Genomic DNA, 22,722 nt, shown 5'->3' on the forward strand with positions numbered 1-22,722 from the left:
CTTCACGACGGTGGCGAGCCGAACGGGTTTGATGGCGCTGGTGCTGGTGGGCGTGGGCATGCCCCAGGTCTACGAGCGCGCCGGCGAGCAGGCGGCCGAAGTCGTGGTCTCGCTGCAGTCGACCCACCTCAACGCCCGCGACCAGGACATCGCCGACCGCGGGTACTACGAAGGCCTGATGGATGCGCGCGGCTACACGTCGCAGCTGGCCTGGGCCGCCGAAGTGCAGCGGCCGGACAACTGGAAGGCCACGATGAACTCCGAGGCCATCCGCCGCGGCGAAGGGCTCCTGGTGTACGAACTGATCCCGAACTACGACGGGATGGAGAAAGAGGCGCCGTTCCGCACCAACCAGTGGGGCATGCGCGACAAGGAGTACACGAAGGAGAAGCCGGAGGGCGTCTATCGGATCGCGATGCTGGGCGCCTCCTACGAGCAGGGTTCGGGCGTCACCGAGGAGGAGACCTACGAGGCCATCGTCGAAGCCCGCCTCAACCAGAATTTCGCCGGCGGCGCCTATGCCGGCTACGAGATCCTCAACTTCTCGGTCGGCGGCTACAGCCCCGTGCAGAATCTCGTGGTGGCCGAAAAGAAAGCGTTCGACTTCCAGCCGGACGCCGTCTACTACGCCATCCACTCCACCGAAAAACGGCGCATGCTGATGCAGATCGAGCGCATGATCAAGCAGAAGCGGGCCATCGAATACCCCTACCTGAGCGAGCTGTTCACCCGTCTCGGCGTCAAGCCGGACATGCAGCAGTCCGAACTGCGCCGGCTGCTCGATCCGCACGGTGAAGAGATCTTGAAATGGAGCCTCGAGGAGCTAAACCGGAAATGTATCGAGCGCGGTATTCCGCTGGTGGTCCTCTACGTTCCGACCACAGAAGAGATTAACGGACTCGATCCCGAGCGCGCACCCGATCTGATCCGCATTCTGGAGGAGACGGGCATCCCGACGCTCATGATCGACGAACCCTACCGGGGACGCACCGCCGATGAGGTGCAATTGCGACCCTGGGACACGCATCTGAGCAAAATCGGACATGAAGTGGTTGCCGATCGCCTGTACGACGTCCTTGTCGAGCACAGCGACGAATTGAAGCTCGGCGCATCTCCCCAGACCGCGCGCTGACGGGCCTCACGTTTTAAAGAAACGGTCATCGACCGATACTCACAACCAGTATGATCGGTCTACAATGCACGATACGGCGGCCTGTTTTGAACCTCGCTCTAACGTGAAATGATGGCTAAACCGGCGTACCGACACGTCGCGCCGGCGTCTCGATGACGTGATGCAAGGTCGTTTTTGCGCATCCTCTGACAGACACCAACCCTGACGAATCCCTGTTTTATTAGTTCACCATCACGCAATAACCATACGGAGTTTACCATGGCTGCAGCGAATATCCAGCAAGCGCATATCGACGAAATCACCGAGCCGGTGAAGCGTTTTATCCTCGATACGTTCTTGCCCGGCGAAGACCCGAGCGCGCTCGAATACGACACCCCGCTCATCTCCGGCGGCATCATTGATTCGATTTCCACCCTGAAGCTGGTAACGTTCCTCGAAGAAGAATTCGACATCCAGGTCCAGGCCAACGAGATGAACTCGGACAACCTCGACACCCTGGAAGAAATCACGTCGTTTGTTCTCTCGAAGAAGTAAGGCATGCAGACCCATCACGACACCCTGCACGGCCTGCTCGAGCGTTCGGCGGCTCGCCGGCCCGGGCACACGGCCGTGGAAGATCCCGAGCGGGATAACGCGGTCTCCTATGGCGATTTCAACGCCAACGCAGACCGCCTGAAAGAGGCGCTGGCCCGCATCGGCGTACAAAACGGCGACCGTGTAGGCATCTACGTGCCGAAGTCGATCGCGTCCATCACGGCGGTGTTCGGCATCCTGAAATCGGGGGGCGCCTACGTGCCCGTCGATCCCGGGGCGCCGCCACGCCGCAACGCGTTCATCTTCCAGGACTGCGCCGTCAAAGGCATCGTCGTGGCCAACGACCTCATCGAGGGGCTGAAGGCGGAGTTCGACGACAGCTACACCCTCACGGTCGAGCCGCTGTCTTTCCTGGATGGCTTCGCGCTTCCGGTGAGCCTGGTCGCGGTCGCGAAATCCGGCGACCAGCCGGCGCAGCCGTCCATCGAGAACCTGTCGTACATCCTGTACACGTCGGGCTCGACGGGCAAGCCGAAGGGCGTCATCCACACCCACGCCAGCGCGCTGAGCTTCGTGCGGTGGACGTCGGAAACGGTTGGCTTCACGGAAGACGACCGGTTTTCGTCGCACGCGCCGTTCCACTTCGACCTGTCGATCCTGGACATCTACGTGCCGATGCTGCACGCCGGCACGCTGATCCTCATCGGCGAGGAGCTGGGCAAGACGCCGGCGCGTCTCGGCCCGATGGCGGCGGAGCGCAAGATCTCGGTGTGGTATTCCACCCCGTCGATCCTGCGCCTCCTGGTGGAGTACGGCAACCTGGAGAGCCACGACTTCAGCGCGATGCGGGTCGTATTTTTTGCCGGCGAGGTCTTCCCGATCAAGCACCTGCGCGCCCTGCTCGAGCGGTGGCCGCATCCGGAGTACTACAACCTCTACGGGCCGACCGAGACGAACGTCTGCACCTACTACAAGCTGCCGGCGACGATTCCGGACACCCAGGTCGATCCCTTCCCGATCGGCCCCGTCTGCGAAAACGACCGGGCGATCGTCGTCGATACCGACAACACGATCGTGCCCGTGGGCGAGGAAGGCGAGCTGCTGATCACCGGCGGATCGGTGATGCAGGGCTACTGGAACCTGCCCGAGCGTTCGGCCGAGGCCTATTTCGTGGATGCGGAGGGTACGCGCTGGTACCGCACGGGCGACATCGTCCGCGAGGAGGAAGGCGGCGTGTTCATCTTTGTCGGCCGGCGCGACCGCATGGTCAAGCGCAACGGCTACCGCGTGGAACTCGGCGAAATCGAGGCCGCGCTGTATCGGCACCCGGCGGCCACCGAAGCGGCGGTCGTCGCATTGCCGAACGCCGAAAACGGCACCCTCATCAAGGCGTTTTTGAGCTGGTCGGACGGGAAGCCGCGCGGCATTATTGAAATGAAGCGATTCTGCGCGGAAAACCTGCCGAAGTATATGATTCCGGATCGATTCTCGTCGCTGCCGTCCCTGCCGAAGACGTCGACGGACAAGATTAATTATCAGGCACTCAAAGAGCTCGATTAATAATGGATGTAGCACCCACGAAGGAGCACAAGCAGCTTCAGAAGGAGATTGTAGCGTTTGCGAAACAGCAGCTGAAGGATGCCTCGTTTGCCGAACGCGACCGCGGGCACGTGTTTTCCCGCGCGCTGTGGCAGGCGTGCGGCGCGCAGCGCATCCCGGGGCTCGTCGTGCCGGAAGCCTATGGCGGCAAGGGGTATGACGCCCTCGGCACCGCCATGGCGCTGGAAGGGCTGGGCCTCGCCATCGAGGACCAGGGCCTGTTGATGGCGCTGAGCACGCATCTGCTTTCGTGCCAGGTGCCGCTCGTGGCGTTCGGGACGGAGGCGCAGAAGCAGCGCTTCCTGCCCGGGCTGAGCGACGGCAGCCGGATCGCCACGAGCGCGATGGCCGAGCCGGTGGGTTCGAGCTGGAGCGACCTGGCGACCACCGCCGTGGCCGACGGCGACGGCTACGTTATCACCGGTGAAAAGACGCTGCTGACGAATGCGCCGGTGGCCGATGTGGTGATCGTGTATGCCGTCACGGATGCTGAAAAAGGCGCGGAAGGCGGCATAACAGCCTTTGTGCTGGATGTCGAAACCGCCGGCATCCAGCGTGGGCCGGCGATGGACACGATGGGGCTGCACACCGCCGAGGTGGGGAGCCTGGTGTTCGACAACGTCCGCGTGGACGCCGGCGCCGTCCTCGGCCAGGTGGGCGGGGGCGTGGCCGTGTTCGACCACGCGATGACGTGGGAGCGGAGCCTGCTCTCGGCCGGCCAGGTCGGCCAGATGCAGACGATGCTCGATCAAACTATCGCCTATGCGCGCGCCCGGAAGGCCGACGGCAAGGCGATCAGCAAATATCAGTCGGTCTCCCACAAGATCACCGATATGAAAATGCGCGTCGAGGCCGCGCGGCTCCTCACGTACCGGGCCGCATGGACGCTCGACCAGCGCCCGAAAGAGGCGGCGCTTTCGGCGTCGGTCAACAAGGTTTTTGTGAGCGAAGCGTATGTAAAAGCCTCGCTCGATGCCGTCCAGATCATGGGCGGCAAAGGGTATCTGGCGGCTTCGAATATGGAGCGCCTGGTGCGGGACAGCATCGGGGGCACCTTCTATTCGGGCAGCAACGACGTCCAGCGGTCCGCCATCGCCGCCGAGCTGGGTCTTTAGGAGGGCCGGGCCGATCGTCGGTCACCCTCCATCTCCCATCGTTCCGCGCCAAAACCGCATCGCCCCTTGCGCCAATTGGCGACGGTACAGTTGGGTCGATATCCGTACGGCCGCGCTACGCGACGTGGCTATACTGGGATCTCGTCTTTTTTCCCATAGCGCAAGCCGCCTTCGCGTACTATCCCACGTCCAGGGCCCCTAAGCCATGATTGGAAAACTAGCAGATTCGACCGCCGCTCCGCTTGCCGGCGTCTCGTTTATCGAACAGGTCAAGGCCTCCGGGTTGAAGTTCGTGGTGGTTACCGCCCAGCTCGCGCTGGTGCTCTTCGCCATCCGGATTTTCGAGATTGAAAACGGATTCGGGTTTCAGCACCTCCTGCCGATCATCTTCGGCGGTTTCGTCATCCACGCCTGGCTGCCGGAGCGGTGGCGCCAGCCGTTTTTCGTCGGCCTCACGCTGGCCGGCATCTGGCTGCTTTTCGGGGTGATCGGCGGTTCGTGGCTGATCGTGATCGGGCTGCTGCTCATCGCGCTCGCCCACCTGCCGGCGCCGATGTGGATCCGGATCACGCTCATCGTCGGCGTCTCGGCGGTGCTGACGGCATTCCGGGCCGGCTGGGTCGAAACGACGTGGTCGGGCGGGATCATCGCCGTGCTGGGCTCGATGTTCATGTTCCGTATGGCGCTCTACCTCTACGACATGCGCAACGAGAAGAAGCCGGCGACGCTCTTCGAGCGGCTGAGCTACTTTTTCCAGCTTCCGAACATCGTGTTTCCCTTCTACCCGATCGTGGACTACATCACGTTCCGGCGGACGTACTACGACCGTGACGCGTACGAGATCTACCAGAAGGGGGTGTTGTGGATGCTCCGTGGCGTGATCCACCTGCTGATGTACCGGGTGGTGTACTACTACTTCACGCCGGCGGTGGAAGACATCCAGGGTCTGGGGGGCGTGGTGCTCTTCATCGTGAGCGCGTACCTGCTGTATCTGCGTGTTCGGGTCTGTTCCACCTGATCGTGGGGCTGATGTGCCTCTTCGGCTTCAACCTTCCGGAGACGCACAAGCGCGCTACTTTCTGGCCTCGAGCTTCAACGACTACTGGCGCCGGATCAACATCTACTGGAAGGACTTCATGATGAAGCTGTTCTTCTACCCGGTGTACATGCGGGTGAGGAACTGGGGCAACATCCCGGCGCTGGTGTTTTCGACGGTGGTGGTGTTCGCGTGCACGTGGCTGCTGCACTCGTACAGTGGTTCTGGCTTCAGGGACTTTCCGCTGACGACGGTGGACGGGTGTACTGGGGCGTTCTGGGCGTGCTGGTGGCGATCAACTCGGTGTGGGAGTCCGGTGAGCGGAACGAAGAAGGGTAAGAGCCTGAGCAGAAGGGGTGGACGCTGCGCGGAGCGCGGAAGCTGTCGCTGAAGACGGTGTCGACGTTCGTGTTTCTGGGATTGATGTGGTCGTTCTGGAGCAGCGACTCGAGCGAGTGGGTGAGCGTGATGAAGCAGGCGGGGACGAGCGGCGCGGGTGAGTGGCTGCTTCTGCTGGGCGGTCTGGCGGGTCTGTACGTGGTGCTGGTGGTGCTGGACGTGCTGGAGGCGAAGGGCTGGAGTCCGTTTTTCGAGGAGCGGGGGATGAGCTTCACGACGGTGGCGAGCCGTACGGGTTTGATGGCGCTGGTGCTGGTGGGCGTGGGCATGCCCCAGGTCTACGAGCGCGCCGGCGAGGACGCCGCGTCCGTGATCGCTTCGCTCCAGGGCAGCCGGCTCAACGCCCGGGATCAGGCCCAGCTGGAGCGGGGCTACTACGAGAACCTCATGTCGAACGACAGCTACACCTCGGGCCTGTTCGGCGCGCAGACGCAACAGGAGCAGGAAGGCTGGGAGGAGATCTACGAGACGGACGCCGTCGACCTGCGCGAGGACATCCGCCTTTGGTCGCTCCGGCCCAGCGTGCACATGCAGTTCAAGCATGCGAACCTGAGCACGAACCAGTGGGGCATGCGCGATCAGGACTATACCCGTGAGAAGCCGGAAGGCGCTTACCGGATGGCGTTGCTGGGCGCTTCCTACGTGATGGGCGCCGGCGTGGCCGACGGCGAGACGTTCGAGACGCTGGTGGAAGACCGCCTCAACGCCCGGACGGGTGCGGACTCGGCGGCGACGTATGAAATCCTCAACTTCTCGGTCGGCGGCTACGGCCTCGGGCAGCAGGTCGCCGTCCTCGAGAACGAAGTTTTTGCCTTCGCGCCCGACGCGGTGCTGTATGTGGTGCAGCCCGAAGAGGTGCGCCGCACGATCGAGCGGTTGCTGCCGGCGGTGCTGGACGGCAAGCAGATCGACGTCCCCTACATCCGCCAGATCCTGGACGAGCTGGGCGTCACCTCGCAGATGGATCGCCCCGAGGCGCGCCGGCTGCTCTTCACGCGCGGCGAGGAGATGGTCGAGAAGGGCTATGCCCGGATCGCCGAACTGAGCCGCGAGCATGGCGCGGTGCCGGTGCTGGTGTGCCTGCCGAACACGCGCCGGCCGTTCGAGGACAACGAGATCGTCTTCCTGCGCGGTCTCGCCGATCGCCTCGGTCTGCGGTTTGTCGATCTGCGGACGGCCTACGACGGGCACGACGTAGAAGGCCTGGTCGTCGCGCCGTGGGACGCCCACCCGAACCGCGAAGGCCACCGGTTGATCGCCGACGTGCTGTACGATCAGCTGCTCGCGCAACCCGATCTGCAGGCGGGCGCCCCGATGCAGACGAGCGCCGGCCAATAATGGAGGGCTCTGGCGTCCTGCGTCCGCGTTTCGCGCATACATCCCAGGCACGCCCATCCTGACCCGAACCCCTTATCGTCACGAACGATCATGTTGAAGTTAGCCAAAGCCGTAGTCGAAAGCATGGGCGGCGCGTCGCCGCGGGCCATGGCGCTGTCGCGCCAGGCGCCGGCGCTTGCGAGCGAGCTGCAGCTCGGCAAGATGGTGGTCGTCACCGTCCAGCTCGCCCTGGTGCTCTTCGCGATTCGGCTGTTCGGCGTCGAGGAGACGACCGGTTTCCACCGCATCCTGCCCGTTGTTCTGGGCGGCTTCGTCATCCATGCCTTTTTGCCGATCGGCTATCGCCAGCCGTTTTATGTGCTCCTCACGTGGGTGAGCATCGTGGCGGTATTCGGCGGTTTCAACGCGGTGTGGCTGATCGGCCTGTCGCTGGGCCTGATCCTTCTGGCGCACCTTCCGATCGACTACCAGGCGCGCATCGCGCTGATCGTGGTGGCCGGCACTTGAGGCTGACGGTGATGATGGCGGGCTACTACGACGTCGTGGTCGACGGCGATCCTGCCGATCCTGGGCTCGATGTTCATGTTCCGTATGGCGCTCTACCTCTACGACATGCGCAACGAAGAAGAAACCGGCGACGCTCTTCGAGCGGCTGGGCCTACTTTCAGCTTCCGGGCCCTCGTGTTTCCCTTCTACCCGATCGTGGACTACATCACGTTCCGAGCGGACGTACTACGACCGTGACGCGTACGAGATCTACCAGAAGGGGTGTTGTGGATGCTCCGTGGCGTGATCCACCTGCTGATGTACCGGGTGGTGTGCTACTACTTCACGCCGGCGGTGGAAGACATCCAGGGTCTGGGGGCGTGGTGCTCTTCATCGTGAGCGCGTACCTGCTGTACCTCTGCGTGTTTCGGGTCTGTTCCACCTGATCGTGGGGCTGATGTGCCTCTTCGGCTTCAACCTTCGGAGACGCACAAGCGCTGCCCTGCTGGCCTCGAAGCTCAGCGACTGCTGGCGCCGGATCAGCATCTACTGGAAGGACTTCATGGTGAGCTGTCTTCTACCCGGTGTACATGCGGGTGAGGAACTGGGGCAACATCGGCGCTGGTGTTTTCGACGGTGGTGGTGTTCGCGTGCGTGGCTGCACTCATTGCCAGTGGTTCTGGCTTCAGGGAGACTTTCCGCTGACGACGGTGGACGGGGTGTACTGGGGCGTTCTGGGCGTGCTGGTGGCGATCAACTCGGTGTGGGGAGTCGGTGAGCGGAACGAAGAAGGGGAAGAGCCTGAGCAGAAGGTGGACGCTGCGCGGTGCGCTGGAAAGCTGTCGCTGAAGACGGTGTCGACGTTTGTGTTTCTGGGGTTGATGTGGTCGTTCTGGAGCAGCGACTCGGTGAGCGAGTGGGTAGGCATGATGAAGCAGGCGGGGACGAGCGGCGCGGGCGAGTGGCTGCTGCTGCTGGGCGGTCTGGCGGGCCTGTACGTGGTGCTGGTGGTGCTGGACGTGCTGGAGGCGAAGGGCTGGAGTCCGTTTTTCGAGGAGCGGGGGATGAGCTTCACGACGGTGGCGAGCCGTACGGGTTTGATGGCGCTGGTGCTGGTGGGCGTGGGCATGCCCCAGGTCTACGAGCGCGCCGGCGAGGACGCCGCGTCGTTCATCGTATCGCTCCAGGAGTCGCGGCTCAACGCCCGCGACGCCGCGATCGAGGAGCGGGGCTATTATGAGGGGCTGATGGACAACCGCGGCTACACGTCGCAGCTGTCGTGGTCGCAGCAGCAGCAGGCGCCGGAAGAGTGGGCGCCGATCATGGAGTCGGATCTCGTCAAGCCGGGTGAGGGCGTGCTCATGTACGAGCTGCTTTCCGGGTACACGGGCGAGTTCAAGAACGCGCCGTTCGTCACCAACGAATGGGGGATGCGCGACCGGCCCTACCGGCTCGAGAAGCCCGAGGGCGTCTACCGCATCGCGCTGCTGGGCGCATCCTACGAGCAGGGCGCCGGCGTGGCGGACTCGAGCACCTACGAGAACGTGTTGGAAGACCTCCTGAACGCCGGCGAGCCCGGGCGTTACGAGGTGATGAACTTCGCCGTGGGCGGTTACAGCCCGCTGCAGAACGTGCCGGTGGCCGAAAACAAGGTCTTTGGCTTCCAGCCCGACGCCGTGATGTACGCGCTGTACTCGACCGAAGAGCGCCGGATGCTGATGCAGCTGGAAAACATCGTGCAGGAGGGCCGCGACACCGGCTATCCGTTCCTGCAGGAGCTGATCGTGAAGTCCGGCGCGAAGGCCGGCATGGAAGCGAGCGAGATCCGCGCCCGGCTCAAACCCTTTTCGCAGGACATCCTGCGCTGGAGCTTCGAGCGGATCGGCGAGGCCTGCCGGGCGCACGGCGTCACGCCGATCGCGCTCTTCGTGCCCACGACGCGGGAGACGGGCGGCATTGACCCCGAATGGTACGGCATCCTCAGCAAGATGGTGGAGGACGCCGGCTTCACGCTGATCAACATGGAAGGCGCGTACGGCAAACACAAGACCGATGCGGTGCAGCTCGCCTCGTACGACCAGCACCCGAACGTTCGCGGCCATCGCCTGATCGCCGAGCGGATCTACAACGAATTAAAAGCGCGCCCCACGCTGGTCCCCCTCGCGGCGGACACGCCCGTCGCGCAGGAATGATCTTTACCCCCCATGTGCGCCCATCGCACAGGAACTGAATAAGGCCGCGCAGGCCGTAACGAAATAGAGTCATGCTGAAGCAAGCAAAAACGGTAGCTGACAGCGCAAGCGGCGCCTCCGCCGGCAATGCCTCCTTCCTCGCCCAGCTCGCGGCGATGGCGCGGCCGATGAACCTGGTGCAGTTCGCCGTCGTGACGCTGCAACTGGGCCTGGTGTTGCTGGTCATCCGCCTGTTCAAGATCGAGGAAAGCAGCGGTCTGCAGGACCTGCTGACGCTCGTCTTCGGCGGCTTCGTCGTCCACGCCTGGCTGCCTCGCACCTGGCGGATGCCGTTTTTCTTCGGCCTGACCGTCGCGGCTATCGTCATGGTCTTCGGCGTGGCGAACGGCGCCTGGCTCGTCGGCATCTCGCTCGGCATGATCGGGCTCGCGCATCTGCCCATCCCCTACTGGATGCGCGTCACGCTGCTGAGCGCCGTCGGCGTCGTGCTCGTGCTCTTCCGAGGCGCGTGGCTGACCGCGCCCGAACCGATCGCCATCACGCTCGCGATCCTCGGGTCGATGTTCATGTTCCGCATGGCGCTGTACCTGTACGACATGCGCAATGAGAAGAAAAAGGTGTCCATCTGGGAGCGTCTGACGTATTTTTTCCAGATGCCGAACATCATCTTCCCCTTCTATCCGATCGTCGATTACATCACCTTCCGGCGGACCTACTACAACAAGGAAGACATCACGATCTACCAGAAAGGCGTGCTGTGGATGTTCCGCGGCGTCTTTCACCTGATCATGTACCGGATCGTCTACTACCACATGAGTCCGTCGGTAGCGAGCATCCAGGATCTGGGCGGCGTGCTGCTCTTTATCGTTTCAAGCTACCTGCTCTATCTCCGCATCTCGGGCCTCTTCCACCTCATCGTGGGGATGATGTGCCTCTTCGGCTTCAACCTGCCCGAGACGCACAAGCTGTATTTCCTCGCTTCCGGGTTCAACGACTACTGGCGGCGCATCAACATCTACTGGAAGGACTTCATGATGAAGATGTTCTTCTACCCGGTGTTTATGCGGGTGCGCCACTGGGGCGAGACGACCGCGCTGGTGTTCTCGACCATCGTGGTGTTCGCCTGCACCTGGCTGTTGCATTCGTACCAGTGGTTCTGGCTGCAGGGCGCGTTCCCGATCACGGTGGTGGACGGCGTCTACTGGGGCGTCCTCGGGGTGATGGTGGCCATCAACTCCGTCTGGGAAGCCAAGAGAGGCAAGAAGGGCAAATCGCTCAGCGCGAAGGGATGGGATTTCGGCGCGACGGCGCGGCTGGCGCTCCGCACGGTGTCGACGTTCGTGTTTCTCGGCCTTATGTGGTCGTTCTGGAGCAGCGACTCCGCCGGCGAGTGGTGGACGGTCATGAAGCAGGCCGCCAACAGCCCCGCCAGCGAGTTCGGCCTGCTCGGGCTGGCGCTGTTCGGACTGTTCGCCATCCTCGTGCTTTATTTCTACCTCGAGCATCGCGGCTGGAGCTTCGTGTTCGACGAGCGGAAGACGTCGTTCATGCGCACCGCCCTGTTCACGAGCGCCGGCATCATCGCGGTCTTCCTCGTCGGCCAGCCGACGGTGAACCACCAGCTGGGCCTGAAGCCGGCGGCGTTCATCGCATCGTTGCAGGCGGACCGCCTCAGCATCCACGACGACGAGGTCCAGGAACGCGGCTATTACGAGCAGTTGCTGGACAACCGCGTCCACATGTCCCGCCTCTGGGAGAGCCGCGACAAGCGTCCGGCCGACTGGAAGGGCATGGTGCCCGCCGGCGTGGCGCAGGAAACGAACACGCTGCTGTTCGAAGAGCTTTTCCCGTCGATCAAAACCGTCTTCAAGCGCGCGCCGCTTTCGACGAACCAGTGGCGGATGCGCGACCAGGAGTACACGCTGGAGAAGCCGGCGAACACGGTGCGCATGGCCATGCTCGGCAAGTCGTACGAAATGGGATGGGGCGTAAAGAACAACCAGGTGTTCGAGCAGGTGGCGGAGGATCATCTCAACGCCGAGTACAGCCCCGAGAGCGGACTGAAGTATGAGATGATGAACTTCTCGGTGGGCGGCTACACGGTGATCCAGTACGTGATGATCGCCGAGGAGAAAATGCCGAAGTTCGATATCGACTACGCGTTCATCACGACGCACGCCGGCGAAGGCAGCCGCACGGTCACCAACCTGTTGAAGATCTACAACGACGGGGTCGCGCTGCCTCCCGATCTCCAGAAGTTCATCGACGACGCCGGCGTGACGCGCGACATGGTGCATTCCGAGCAGCAGCGCCGGCTCGACCCGCTCGAGGATGCCCTCGTGCGCTGGGGCTACGACAGGATCCTCGCCTCCTTCCGCGAGCAGGGCACGACGCCGGTCTGGCTCTTTATCCCGCGTACGCTCGGTCACCGCGAAAACGGGAAGGAAAACAAGGAAGAATACCAGCGCTGGAGCCAGATCGCGCGCGATGCCGGCTTCGAGCACATGTGGTCGCTGATCGGCGTGTTCGACGAGTACACCGACGAGAGCCAGATCCAGCTCGCGCCGTGGGATACGCACCCGAACGCGCTGGGCCACAAGCTGCTCGGCCAGCGGTTCTTCGAGGAGCTGAAGGCGCACCCGGAGGTGCTGATGCCGGCACAGGCCGGCGAGGCGACCGAATGAACGGTTGAGACCTGGACGATAAAGGCGCGCCAGACGCGCCTTTATCGTTTCAGCGCCATGGTCATGCCATCGGCGATGGGGACGAGGCACAGATCGATGCGCTCGTCCCCTTTCAGTTTGCGGCTGAGGCGATCGATGGCGCGGGTGTCTTCATCTTGGATGTCCAGCACCCGTCCGCGGCGCAGCATGTTGTCGAGGGCGATCAGTCCGCCGGGGCGGAGGAGCTGGAGGCAGCGCTCGTAATAGGCGTCGTAGCCCGACTTGTCGGCGTCGATGAACGCGAAATCATACGTGCCGGCCTGGCCGGCGGCCAGGAGGGCATCGAGCGTGTCGACGGCCGGCGCGAGGTGGAGGTCGATTTTGTGCGCCACGCCGGCTTCTTCCCAGAAGGGGCGGCCGACGCTCGTGTACGTTTCGCTGACATCGCACGCCACGAGCCGGCCATCGTCGGGCAGCGCCAGGGCGACGCCTAGAGCGCTGTATCCTGTATAGACGCCGATCTCGAGCGTGCGTCGGGCCCCGAGCATTTTCACGAGCAGCTGCATGAACTGCACCTGCTCGGGGGCGGATTGCATCGCGGCGTCAGGTTGCGTGGCCGTGGCCTCGCGGAGCCGGCGCATGACATCCGGCTCGCGCAGGGAGACATCGAGCAGGTAGGCGTGGAGTGCTTCGGAGAGGTTGTGGGTGCGGTTGGACATGGCGTCGTCTGGATGGGTGGAGGGCGTTAAGATAGGGAATATCCGCCGGCCGCTCCCATGCTTCGCCTGGAGGCCTCGGCAATGCCCCCGGTGTGGCGTGCCATACTAGGTGCGCTGCCCCCCACGCTGAAGCGTGGGGAAACGACGCCCTCATCGATTGCGCGGGCGAAATGGTCTGCGCGGCAGCATAGCCGCACCGTTGAAGCATGCCTGAGCCCCCATGCTTCAGCGTGGGGGCGTCGTTTTCATTTCCACTAGCGACCAATCTTAGCCATGGAGGTCTCAGCGAGGCTTCTAGCGTTCCCGCTTCACCCAGGTGCCTCCTAGTCCTAGTCGCCCCGGTGTGGAGATCGCCCGACGAGTTGGGTTGCCTCCATGCTTCAGCGTGGGGGCGCTGTTTTCGCCCCGAGCACGCAATCTTTGTCATCGAGGCCTCGGCGCAAACGCCTCAAACGCATCCGACGAGGTATGCCGCGACCCCAAAATGTGTCTGGAAGGATAAAGCCGCACCCCATCCTCCCAACATCATGGCGCACGCCTATTCCTGCCTCTATTACCATGTCGTCTTCGCAACCAAATATCGGGAGCCGCGCATCTCGGCGCGCTTCGAAAGACACGTCTGGGCCCTGATCGCGGAGGCCGCTCGATCCAACGGACTCACGCCGATCAAAATCGGCGGCGTCGATGATCACGTCCATGTGCTGGTCCGTGCGCCGGCCCGGATGCCTCCCAGCGAGGTGGCCCGATTCGTCAAGGGAGGGTCGTCGATAACGATCAAACGCGTCATCCCGGAGTTGAGTGATTTCGCGTGGCAAAAGGGGTACAGCATCTTCTCTGTAGGCCGGCCCGGCCTGACGCGTCTCGTCCGATACATCGCCAACCAGCGTGCGCATCACGGGAAACGCCGCTTCGAACAGGAATACCTCGCCATCCTCGAAGCCAACGCCATCCGGCCCGACGATCCGGGGGCCGTTTTCGACTAGCGCACGGTGCGGCCTCATGCCGGCTCCAGACGACGTTGCGCCGGACGGTTATGCGAGAATGGCGGAATTGTTGTAGGTTCTACGCATTCCATCTTGCCCCCGCTCTCGTGCCCCGGTTCGGCCGGGGCCGCTCGCTATCGTTCACCAATCCCGACCGACGCCGATGAATCCCACGTGGCGCCTGATCTGTCTGTCCTTCCTCCTGTTGCCCCTCGCCGCGCATGCCCAGCAGTTCGAGCGCGCATTCCCCTCCGCCATAACGGATCCCGAAACCAGTTCCAGCGGCGGGAGCTGGGGCGACTACGACGGCAACGGCTACGAGGACCTCGTCGTCACCAACTGGTTTTCCCAGCAGAACATGCTGTTCGCCAACTTCGGGCAGGGCGAATTCAAATGGATCGAGGACGCCTTCCCGAAACAGGACGCCGGCGAATCCGCCAGCAGCCGGTGGTTCGACTCGGATAACGATGGGGATCTGGATCTGCTCATTACCAACCTCAACCAGCCCTCCTTCTTCTACCTCAACAAGGAAGGGACCCTCGTCAAGGTCACCGACAACGGGCTCATTTCCGAAAAGGACAACTACCGGTTTTCGGGGATCGCCGACTACGACAACGACACCGACCTCGACGTCTTCTTCAGCACACCGGGCGACTTCCCGAACGTGCTCATGCGCAACAACGGCCCCGGCGCGTTCAAAAGCTTTCAGGATGGCGTCGTCGTCAAGGATTTCGGCGACTCGGCCGCCGTCTGCTGGGGCGACGCCGACGACGATGGGGATCAGGACCTCTTCGTCGGCAACCTCATCAACCAGAACGACTACCTCTACTGGAACATCGGCAACCTCGAATTCGAGAAGGAACTCGAATCGCCCATCGTGAACAGCGGCGGCATCACGCTCAGTTGCGCATGGGTGGATGTGGATAACGACGGCGACCTCGACCTCTTCACCACCAACCAGGCCGGCAGCAACCGCCTCTTCATCAACAAGGGCGACCGCCAGTTCGAGCCGGTCCTTAACGACCCCCTCGTGTCGGATCGCATCGGCGGATACGGCTCGGCGTGGGCGGACGTCGAAAACGATGGCGATCAGGACGTGTTCGTCGCCGTTCGAGAAGGCACGAGCCGGCTCTACCTCAACCTGGGCGGCGCCTTCGAGCCGGCCCTCAAGGAGCCCATCTCGTTCGACAAGGGGACGTCGGTCTCCGGCGCCTGGGCGGACTACGACCGCGACGGCTATCAGGATCTCTTCGTCGCCAACGACGGCGAGGCGAACTTCATGTACCGCAATACCGGCGGCAAGAACAACTGGATCAGCCTCCGCCTCGTCGGCGACATCTCGAACGACTGGGGGATCGGCGCCCGCGTCACCGCCATCGCGACCATCAACGGCAAGGAGGTGCGGCAGCGCCGCGATGTGAGCAGTGGGTCGGACTACAGCCAGAGCAGTCTGCGCGTGCACTTCGGCCTGGGCGACGCGAAGGTGGTGTCGACGCTCGTCGTGGAGTGGCCGTCGGGGATCGTCAACAAATACGAGAACGTGCCCGTCAACCAGTATGTGGATGTGATCGAGGGCGACGACACGCCGCTCCCGGTGTCGCTCGTGGCGTTCCAGGCCCTGGCGGACGGCGAGGCGATTCTTCTGAGCTGGCGGACCGCCGGCGAGCAGAACAACGCCGGCTTCGAGGTCCAACTCGCCGGCACCGGCGCCTTCGAGGCCGCCGGCTTTGTCGCCGGCGCCGGGACCACCGCCGAACCCGCCGCCTACAGCTACCGGATCGACGGCCTGGCGCCGGGCCGGTATCGGGTGCGCCTGAAGCAGATCGACTTCGACGGGGCCTTCGCGTATTCCCCCGAACTCGGCGTCGACCTGGCTCCCGACGCGGCGCTCCGTGTGGAGCCGGCGTACCCCAATCCGTTCAACCCGTCGACCACGGTGCGTTTCGTCCTCCGCGAGGCGGGGCCGGTGCGCGCCGATCTCTACGATGCGACGGGCCGGCTGGTGCGCACGCTGTTCGACGGCGCTGCCTCCGCCGGCATCCAGCAGCAGCTGGAGGTGGACGGCAGCGCATTGCCCAGCGGCCTCTACCTCGTTCGCGTGGCCGGCGGCGGGCAGGCGACGTCCACGCCGATCCTGCTCGTCAAATAATCTTCCCCTCGATTGCAGACGGAAGGCCGGAGATTTCTTAATCTTCCCCTCCGCAAAAAGCAATCGAACATGTCTCAGATAGATTTTTTCAGCATCGTGCGCGAAGCCTGGAACGCGTACGATCCCGCGGCGCCGGCACTGACGATCGAAGACATCAGCGCGCAGGTCTCCACCAATCACGTCTACAAGGTCCAGCTCTCCAGCCGGCGTTTTGTCGTGGGCAAGGTGTCGTATTTCGGCAAATACGAGCACTTCCGCGAGGATCATACGATCATCAACCGCCTCGCCAAGACGATCGGCCCGCCCTATACCCGGCTCCTCGCGCGCGCGCTCCGGCGCAACGGCGAAGTGTTCACGTACCGGCACCGGGATGCCGAGCACGATGTGTGGGTCGTCTTCTACAATCCGGTCAGGATCCGGAAGCGGTTCCCGAGGCGGCTGGAGCCGGCGGAGATCGAGCAGTTCGCCCGCGAGATGGCCCAATTCCACCGGGCCTGCGCCGAGGCGACGCCCGAACTGCCCCCTTCGTCGAAAACGCTCGAATGGGATATCCGGGAACTCCTGGCGTTGGTGACGACAGAAGAGTGGGAGCACGCGTCCAGCGCCGACCTGGACACGATCAAGGAACAGTGCCGGCTTTTTCTTGGCAACGGCGAAGCCTGCCATGCCGATTCGTTCCTGAAGATGCCCGTGTTCGTCGACTGGAACATCGGCAATTTTTCGCTCGACCAGCATGGCCGGCTGTACAGCCGGTGGGATTACGACTGGTTTCGCATGGCCCCGCGGATGCTCGATTTTTACTTTTTCAGCCGCGTGGTCTCCGATATCGGCGACCGGACGACGTTCAGCTATGTGGTCGATACGTTGATGGAGCCGCGGTTCATGCTGTTTCTTCGGGCCTACCACCAGGTCTATCCGCTCACGGCAAACGAGGTTCGGTTCCTGAAAGAGGCATACCGCTTTTTCATTCTCAACTATGTCGTAAAATACGGCCGGCACTTTTTTAGGCCACGCTACGCCGAACAGCTCCAGAATGAAGCTTTTACACGTTATTTTCCTGAAGTCGATGTGCGATTCGACGCCGATCCCCTGCTAAAGGGTCTGTCTTTACTCTGACCTCATGTGCTCATGCAACGATGCGCGTTTAAAACGCTGGCGCTCGACTACAAGGTGATCTTTTTTGATGCCTACGGGGTGTTGAAAAACTATCGTGGGATGACGCCAGGGATCAAGGCCACGTTCGATTACCTCACCGAGCGCGACATCGAGTTCTTCGTCCTCACCAACGACGCCTCGCGCGGGCCGGCGGAGCTGGCCGAGGTCTACCAGCGCGCCGGCATCACGCAGATCGACGAACAGAAGGTGGTCTCCTCGGGCATGCTCGCGCGCGATTACCTGCGCTTCAAGGTGCGCACCGGCGTGATCGCGTATCTCGGCACGCCGGCGTCGGCCCACTACATCGAAACCATGGGCCTCGAGGCCATCTCCATCAAGGATCTGGATCTCAACGATGCCGACCAGATCAATGCCCTGGTGCTGCTCGACGATGAGGGGTTCGACTGGAATCATGACATCAACAAAGCCGTTAATCTGCTTCGACTCCGCAATATCCCGGTCATCGTCGCCAATACCGACGCCTCCTACCCGGTCGCCAGGGGCCAGATCGCCGTGTCGATCGGCGCCGTGGGCGACCTCCTGGAACGCGTCGTCCGGCGCACCTTCATTCGATTCGGTAAACCCGAGGCGCAGATGTTCAATTTTGCGTTCGAGCACGTGCAGAAATACCGTCAGGTCACCAAAAACGATATCCTGATGGTGGGCGATACGTTATCTACCGACATCATGGGCGGCAATCATTTCGGCATCGACACCGCGCTCGTTCTCACCGGCAATACACTGCCGCACATGGCCGATATCCTCATCGAGTCGACGGGCATCGTGCCGGATTTCATCTGCGACTCTGCGGTCATTTGAGCGGAAAGACGATGCGCAGCGAACGACATAGTGCGGGTGTTTGCCGATGATGTGGTACGATGTCTTCTCGCATGTCTACGACCTCGCGCTGGAGCCCCTCTACCGGGACGCCCGCCGGCAGATGGCGAACGCCCTCGGCCCGCGGCAGGGCGATACCGTCCTCGACCTCGCCTGCGGCACCGGGCAGAACTTCCCGTATATCGCGCCGTGGCTCGGCGCGCGCGGCCGCCTCATCGGGCTCGACGAATCGAAGGGCATGCTCCGCAAGGCCGCGCAGCGCGTCGAGCGGCACGGGTGGGGCAACGTGCTCCTGACCGAGCAGGACGCCCACCACGTCAGCCGGGGCGGCCTGCAGCTGGCCGTCGGCGATCAGTTCACCATCAACAGCGCCGTGTGCGCCCTCGGGTTCTCCACCTTCACCGATTGGGGGCACGTCCTGGAGCGCACCGTCGACCTTCTCCCCCCCGGCGGCCGCATCGTCTTGCTGGATGTGTACGCCGAGCGGCGCGTACCCCAGACCTGGCTCGTCGAACAGATCGCGCGGGCCGAGCTGAACCGGCAGGTGTGGATGGAGCTCAAAAAGATGGTCCGCGTCTTCGAATGGCGCTACCTGCAGGGCTCGCCGCACCTGTACGGCGGCCGGATCTATCTGGCGATCGGGGAAAAGTAAAAACATTACCTTACATTGCATCTGTAATCGTATCGTCAACCACTGCCTCCACCGGGCACCGTCATGAACCGGTCCTCCCAAAAATTCCTGGCCACACGGTTGGCCATGCTGGCCACCGCATTCCTGTTTGCTTCGTCCGCCGCCGCGCAGGACGGGACCATCTACCCGCTCGATGCGCCTCCCGAGCCCAACGCAATTCCGCTCGGTACGGGGGGTGTCGAGGGACAGACCGCGCCCGAGTCGTGGTTTCGTCAGTGGGGAGACCCGATGGCGCGCAACATCTCCGCGGCCACGTTGACGCCCTTTCTCCCCAAACCGGGTACGGCCAACGGGGCGGCCGTCATCGTGGCGCCCGGCGGGGGCTTCATGTGGCTTTCCATGGGCAATGAGGGCTGGGAAGTCGCGCAGGCACTGGCGGACCGCGGCGTGGCCGCCTTTGTGCTCAAATACCGGCTCCGGCCAACCGTGGCGTCGCTGGATGAGTTCAGCGCGTGGATGAACCGCCCCCGTCCGGCGCCGGCGGCGGATACGGCCGCCACGTCCGGACAGGAGGCGCCGCCGAGACCGCCTGCGGCCGATTTATCGGACCAGCTCGAGGATGCCGAGGCCGCCTACGCGATGCTTGTCGCACGGGCCGACGAATGGGGGGTCGACACCACCCGGATCGGCATGATCGGCTTTTCCGCCGGCGCCGGCCTCACCATGCACAGCACGCTCCACTCCAGGACCATGGACCTGGCGTTTATCGGCCCCATCTACGGCGGGATGGGCCCGGTCGATGTGCCGGCGGACGCCCCGCCCATGTTCTCGGTGATCGCTTCGGACGACTTCCTCTTCCGCGGCCAGTTCGGCGTGGTGAAATCCTGGTACGATGCCGGCCGGCCGGTCGAGTTTCACCTGTATCAGAATGGCGGCCACGGGTTTGGCCTCGGCAATCCGAATCGCACCAGCAACCGCTGGTTCGACGCCTTTACGCACTGGCTGGAGGTGAACGGTTTCCTGGCCGGCGGGTCGACGGAGTAAAGCGCGTAGGGGCGCAGCTGCGCTGCAAACGACAGCGTGAGGAGCCTTCTCCCTGATCCACAAAAATCAGGGCGACAGGGCTACTTGAACAAACACCCCTCGCGCTCCCCGCGTGCGCTCGTTATGCCTCATCTGCAACCTCAGCGAGCAGCGCATCGATCTGGTTGATCGCCAGGGTCGCGCCTTCCTCGACGCCCATCGCCAGCACCTTCTCCAGGTCCTCCAGCGCGGTGTACGTGCTGGTATACGTGGCGCGGGTGCCGGTTGGGATGGCCTCGAAGCGATAGGCGCACCGGGCACTCGGCATCGCCTGGATGTGGTTGAAGTCGGCATCCGCGAATCCGTCTTCGAAGCGGAAGCTATGAGGTTGGTCGACGTCCGTGATCACCCAGAAGCCGTGGAATTTCTGGCCTTCGGGGCCTGTCATGTAGTAGGTCGAGCGTTTCCCCGGTGTGAGATCGTGGTCGACAAACGTGGCCGGGTAGGTCGGCGGGCCCCAGACGCGCTCCAGCTGGCGCGCGTCCGCATACAGCGCCCAGATGCGCGCCGGCGGCGCGGCAAACTCGGCCACGATGGTGAGGGTGAGGTTTTCGACATCGCGGATGATGTTGACTACAGGCATAGCGGGTTTCCGGATCTAGGGGTTGGAAGATGGATTCTGCGTGTTTCGGGCTTCTTCCTCAAGCAGTTGATCGATGCGCATGACGCGGCCCACCCAGATGGCCTCCAACTCGCGCAGGAGGGACTCGGCGGAGCGGATGGCCTCCACGTTGCCGCTGGCGAAGGCTTCGCGCCCCTGCCTGCGCTTGGTGATGAGGCCGGCGCGGACGAGCACGTCCACGTGTTTCTGGACGGCCGCGAAGCTCATGTCGTAAGCGCCGGCGAGGGTGGTGATCGTGTGTTCACCCGACAGCGTGCGCCGCAGGATATCCCGGCGCGTCCTGTCCGACAGGGCGTGGAAAAGCCGGTCCGTGCGATCTTCGATGGAAGGAGTCATGCCTGTAATATACAACCATTTGGTTGTAAGTCAAGGGGCGATGGGAAAGAACGTGGGACGGCATGGTGGATTCCCGTCACACGCAGCAGGGCCATCGCATTCTCGTCGTGGCCGTGAGCGTACGGGAGTTTGGGTGCATGGGGGCATTTTTTACCGCAAAACCTCCCATACCCCCATACTTCCATACTCCCAGACCGGGCGATGCTCACGTTTGAAGAGCATGCGATGGCCCTTTCACACGCAGCGGTCGCCTTGCCCGGCTCTGCCCCTGGAGGTATTTTGACGGGATCGCCCACCAGATCGAGCAGCCGGCCTTCCCGGGGCATCTCGTGGAGCGTTGAACTCGCCGGGCGTGGCGCCACCGCGCCCCCTTGTACCCGTTATCGAATCCATGGACGCGCTGAGCCCCATCATGCAGGCTTTTCTGGCGACGTTGTTCACCTGGGGGGTGACGGCGGCGGGGGCGGCGCTCGTGGTGTTTACGCGGTCGGTAGATCGCAGGGTGATGGATGCGATGATGGGGTTCGCCGCCGGCGTGATGATCGCGGCCAGCTTCTGGTCGCTGCTCGCACCCGGCATCGAGATGGCCGAACACCTGGGCAGCACGCCGTGGCTGGTCGCCGCGGTCGGCTTCATGGGGGGCGGCATCTTTATGCGGCTGGTGGATGTGATCCTGCCGCACCTGCACCCCGGGAAGGATATGACGCATCCCGAGGGCATCAAGACCTCCTGGGAGCGAAGCACGCTGCTGGTGCTCGCGATCACGCTCCACAACATCCCGGAAGGGCTCGCGGTGGGCGTGGCCTTCGGCGCCGTCGCGGCCGGATTGCCCTCGGCGACGCTCGGCGGCGCCGTCGCGCTCGCCATCGGGATCGGACTCCAGAACTTCCCGGAAGGAGCGGCCGTGTCGTTGCCGTTGCGGCGGGAAGGGATGGGCCGGGCCAAGAGCTTCCTGTTCGGGCAGGCGTCCGGACTCGTCGAACCCATCGCCGGCGTTCTCGGGGCCGCGTTCGTCATGCGGATGCAGAACGTGCTGCCCTATGCGCTGTGCTTCGCCGCCGGCGCGATGATCTTCGTGGTCGTGGAGGAGCTGATCCCGGAATCCCAGCGGGTGGACGCCAACATCGACATCGTCACGATGGCGACGATGGCCGGCTTCGCGGTGATGATGGTGCTCGACCTGGCCCTGGGTTAAGAGCCGGGCGTCCTCGCCCGGCCCCCTCCTCGGACCTCCCGCACGTCGTTGGATCCGGAATCACGTTCAGGATACGGCCCTTTTCGAACGATTTTTCAGACAGAACCTGACCTACAGACAGCCATGGCATTCAAACCAGAAGGATACAACTCCGTCTCCCCGTACCTGACGGTGAACGGCGCGCAGCGTACCATCGACTTCCTCGTCCACGTGTTCGGAGCCGAGGCGCTACGAATGATCCCCGGCCAGGAGGGCAAAATCGGCCACGGCGAGGTCCGGATCGACGACACGGTGCTCATGTTCACGGATGCCGTCGAAGGCTGGCCGGCGAACCCGAGCCACGTGCACATTTATGTAGAGGATGTCGACGCGATTTTCGCGCGCGCCGTGGACGCCGGCGCCACGGTCGTGAAAGAACCGGTACAGGCCGGGGATATCGATAAACGCGGGGGATTTATGGATGCCGGCGGCACCACGTGGTGGGTAAGCACCCAGATGGAATGACCGGATGGCCGCAG

At 63.3% G+C, this 22,722-nt stretch carries 21 protein-coding genes; 18 read left to right on the forward strand and 3 right to left on the reverse strand.

Annotated features, from left to right (window positions below; genetic code table 11):
• From R2834_12725 to R2834_12770, 10 genes are all read left to right on the forward strand, one after another.
• Positions 1-1,132, forward strand: a 1,132-nt coding sequence (locus R2834_12725; GenBank protein ID MEZ4701193.1) for a hypothetical protein, incomplete at its 5' end; no start/stop codon positions are given.
• Positions 1,133-1,390: 258 nt separating this feature from the next.
• Complete coding sequence (locus R2834_12730; protein MEZ4701194.1) at positions 1,391-1,666, forward strand: acyl carrier protein; 276 nt, start codon at positions 1,391-1,393, stop codon at positions 1,664-1,666.
• 3 nt (positions 1,667-1,669) lie between these two features.
• On the forward strand, positions 1,670-3,226 hold the full coding sequence (locus R2834_12735) for an amino acid adenylation domain-containing protein (protein ID MEZ4701195.1): 1,557 nt from the start codon (positions 1,670-1,672) through the stop codon (positions 3,224-3,226).
• Positions 3,227-3,228: 2 nt separating this feature from the next.
• Positions 3,229-4,380: an acyl-CoA dehydrogenase family protein gene (locus R2834_12740; GenBank protein MEZ4701196.1), complete on the forward strand. Its 1,152-nt coding sequence runs from the start codon at positions 3,229-3,231 to the stop codon at positions 4,378-4,380.
• Between the two features lie 205 nt (positions 4,381-4,585).
• Complete coding sequence (locus tag R2834_12745) at positions 4,586-5,398, forward strand: hypothetical protein (GenBank protein ID MEZ4701197.1); 813 nt, start codon at positions 4,586-4,588, stop codon at positions 5,396-5,398.
• Between the two features lie 216 nt (positions 5,399-5,614).
• On the forward strand, positions 5,615-5,755 hold the full coding sequence (locus tag R2834_12750) for a hypothetical protein (GenBank protein MEZ4701198.1): 141 nt from the start codon (positions 5,615-5,617) through the stop codon (positions 5,753-5,755).
• Between the two features lie 57 nt (positions 5,756-5,812).
• Positions 5,813-7,153, forward strand: coding sequence for an SGNH/GDSL hydrolase family protein (locus tag R2834_12755; GenBank protein ID MEZ4701199.1), 1,341 nt, complete (start codon positions 5,813-5,815; stop codon positions 7,151-7,153).
• Between the two features lie 90 nt (positions 7,154-7,243).
• Positions 7,244-7,660, forward strand: coding sequence for a hypothetical protein (locus tag R2834_12760; GenBank protein ID MEZ4701200.1), 417 nt, complete (start codon positions 7,244-7,246; stop codon positions 7,658-7,660).
• 629 nt (positions 7,661-8,289) lie between these two features.
• Positions 8,290-9,831, forward strand: coding sequence for a hypothetical protein (locus R2834_12765; GenBank protein ID MEZ4701201.1), 1,542 nt, complete (start codon positions 8,290-8,292; stop codon positions 9,829-9,831).
• A gap of 71 nt (positions 9,832-9,902) precedes the next feature.
• Positions 9,903-12,515, forward strand: a complete 2,613-nt coding sequence (locus tag R2834_12770; GenBank protein MEZ4701202.1) for a hypothetical protein — start codon at positions 9,903-9,905, stop codon at positions 12,513-12,515.
• A gap of 41 nt (positions 12,516-12,556) precedes the next feature.
• Here R2834_12770 and R2834_12775 read toward each other — a convergent pair whose 3' ends face one another.
• Positions 12,557-13,213 (reverse strand): class I SAM-dependent methyltransferase, encoded by a 657-nt coding sequence (locus R2834_12775; protein MEZ4701203.1) that lies wholly within the window; start codon positions 13,211-13,213, stop codon positions 12,557-12,559.
• A gap of 527 nt (positions 13,214-13,740) precedes the next feature.
• Here R2834_12775 and tnpA point away from each other — a divergent pair.
• From tnpA to R2834_12805, 6 genes are all read left to right on the forward strand, one after another.
• Entirely contained in the window at positions 13,741-14,196 is a 456-nt protein-coding gene (gene tnpA / locus R2834_12780; GenBank protein ID MEZ4701204.1) for an IS200/IS605 family transposase, read from the forward strand.
• A 163-nt stretch (positions 14,197-14,359) separates the two neighbouring features.
• The gene (locus tag R2834_12785) at positions 14,360-16,345 is read left to right on the forward strand and encodes an FG-GAP-like repeat-containing protein (GenBank protein ID MEZ4701205.1); all 1,986 of its coding nucleotides are present in this window, start codon (positions 14,360-14,362) and stop codon (positions 16,343-16,345) included.
• A 69-nt stretch (positions 16,346-16,414) separates the two neighbouring features.
• Entirely contained in the window at positions 16,415-17,461 is a 1,047-nt protein-coding gene (locus R2834_12790) for a hypothetical protein (protein ID MEZ4701206.1), read from the forward strand.
• Between the two features lie 12 nt (positions 17,462-17,473).
• Complete coding sequence (locus R2834_12795) at positions 17,474-18,319, forward strand: HAD-IIA family hydrolase (protein ID MEZ4701207.1); 846 nt, start codon at positions 17,474-17,476, stop codon at positions 18,317-18,319.
• A gap of 46 nt (positions 18,320-18,365) precedes the next feature.
• Positions 18,366-18,989, forward strand: a complete 624-nt coding sequence (locus R2834_12800; protein MEZ4701208.1) for a methyltransferase domain-containing protein — start codon at positions 18,366-18,368, stop codon at positions 18,987-18,989.
• Positions 18,990-19,052: 63 nt separating this feature from the next.
• Entirely contained in the window at positions 19,053-20,012 is a 960-nt protein-coding gene (locus R2834_12805) for an alpha/beta hydrolase (GenBank protein ID MEZ4701209.1), read from the forward strand.
• Between the two features lie 121 nt (positions 20,013-20,133).
• On the opposite strand, the gene R2834_12810 is transcribed toward R2834_12805, so the two are convergent.
• Positions 20,134-20,634, reverse strand: a complete 501-nt coding sequence (locus R2834_12810; GenBank protein MEZ4701210.1) for an SRPBCC domain-containing protein — start codon at positions 20,632-20,634, stop codon at positions 20,134-20,136.
• 15 nt (positions 20,635-20,649) lie between these two features.
• Entirely contained in the window at positions 20,650-21,009 is a 360-nt protein-coding gene (locus R2834_12815) for a metalloregulator ArsR/SmtB family transcription factor (protein MEZ4701211.1), read from the reverse strand.
• Positions 21,010-21,400: 391 nt separating this feature from the next.
• On the opposite strand from R2834_12815, the gene R2834_12820 reads away from it, so the two are divergent.
• Positions 21,401-22,204, forward strand: coding sequence for a ZIP family metal transporter (locus R2834_12820; GenBank protein MEZ4701212.1), 804 nt, complete (start codon positions 21,401-21,403; stop codon positions 22,202-22,204).
• A gap of 123 nt (positions 22,205-22,327) precedes the next feature.
• Complete coding sequence (locus R2834_12825; protein MEZ4701213.1) at positions 22,328-22,708, forward strand: VOC family protein; 381 nt, start codon at positions 22,328-22,330, stop codon at positions 22,706-22,708.
• Positions 22,709-22,722: the final 14 nt, after the last annotated feature.

The organism is Rhodothermales bacterium (assembly GCA_041391505.1).
Classification (GTDB): Bacteria; Bacteroidota; Rhodothermia; order Rhodothermales; family JAHQVL01; genus JAWKNW01.

Coding starts and splice junctions, on each gene's coding strand:
- R2834_12735 (MEZ4701195.1), top strand. CDS start 1,670: ATGCAGACCCATCACGACACCCTGCACGGCCTGCTCGAGCGTTCGGCG.
- R2834_12825 (MEZ4701213.1), top strand. CDS start 22,328: ATGGCATTCAAACCAGAAGGATACAACTCCGTCTCCCCGTACCTGACG.
- R2834_12815 (MEZ4701211.1), bottom strand. CDS start 21,009: ATGACTCCTTCCATCGAAGATCGCACGGACCGGCTTTTCCACGCCCTG.
- tnpA (MEZ4701204.1), top strand. CDS start 13,741: ATGGCGCACGCCTATTCCTGCCTCTATTACCATGTCGTCTTCGCAACC.
- R2834_12800 (MEZ4701208.1), top strand. CDS start 18,366: ATGATGTGGTACGATGTCTTCTCGCATGTCTACGACCTCGCGCTGGAG.
- R2834_12730 (MEZ4701194.1), top strand. CDS start 1,391: ATGGCTGCAGCGAATATCCAGCAAGCGCATATCGACGAAATCACCGAG.
- R2834_12810 (MEZ4701210.1), bottom strand. CDS start 20,634: ATGCCTGTAGTCAACATCATCCGCGATGTCGAAAACCTCACCCTCACC.
- R2834_12745 (MEZ4701197.1), top strand. CDS start 4,586: ATGATTGGAAAACTAGCAGATTCGACCGCCGCTCCGCTTGCCGGCGTC.
- R2834_12790 (MEZ4701206.1), top strand. CDS start 16,415: ATGTCTCAGATAGATTTTTTCAGCATCGTGCGCGAAGCCTGGAACGCG.
- R2834_12820 (MEZ4701212.1), top strand. CDS start 21,401: ATGGACGCGCTGAGCCCCATCATGCAGGCTTTTCTGGCGACGTTGTTC.
- R2834_12740 (MEZ4701196.1), top strand. CDS start 3,229: ATGGATGTAGCACCCACGAAGGAGCACAAGCAGCTTCAGAAGGAGATT.
- R2834_12770 (MEZ4701202.1), top strand. CDS start 9,903: ATGCTGAAGCAAGCAAAAACGGTAGCTGACAGCGCAAGCGGCGCCTCC.
- R2834_12785 (MEZ4701205.1), top strand. CDS start 14,360: ATGAATCCCACGTGGCGCCTGATCTGTCTGTCCTTCCTCCTGTTGCCC.
- R2834_12805 (MEZ4701209.1), top strand. CDS start 19,053: ATGAACCGGTCCTCCCAAAAATTCCTGGCCACACGGTTGGCCATGCTG.
- R2834_12760 (MEZ4701200.1), top strand. CDS start 7,244: ATGTTGAAGTTAGCCAAAGCCGTAGTCGAAAGCATGGGCGGCGCGTCG.
- R2834_12795 (MEZ4701207.1), top strand. CDS start 17,474: ATGCAACGATGCGCGTTTAAAACGCTGGCGCTCGACTACAAGGTGATC.
- R2834_12775 (MEZ4701203.1), bottom strand. CDS start 13,213: ATGTCCAACCGCACCCACAACCTCTCCGAAGCACTCCACGCCTACCTG.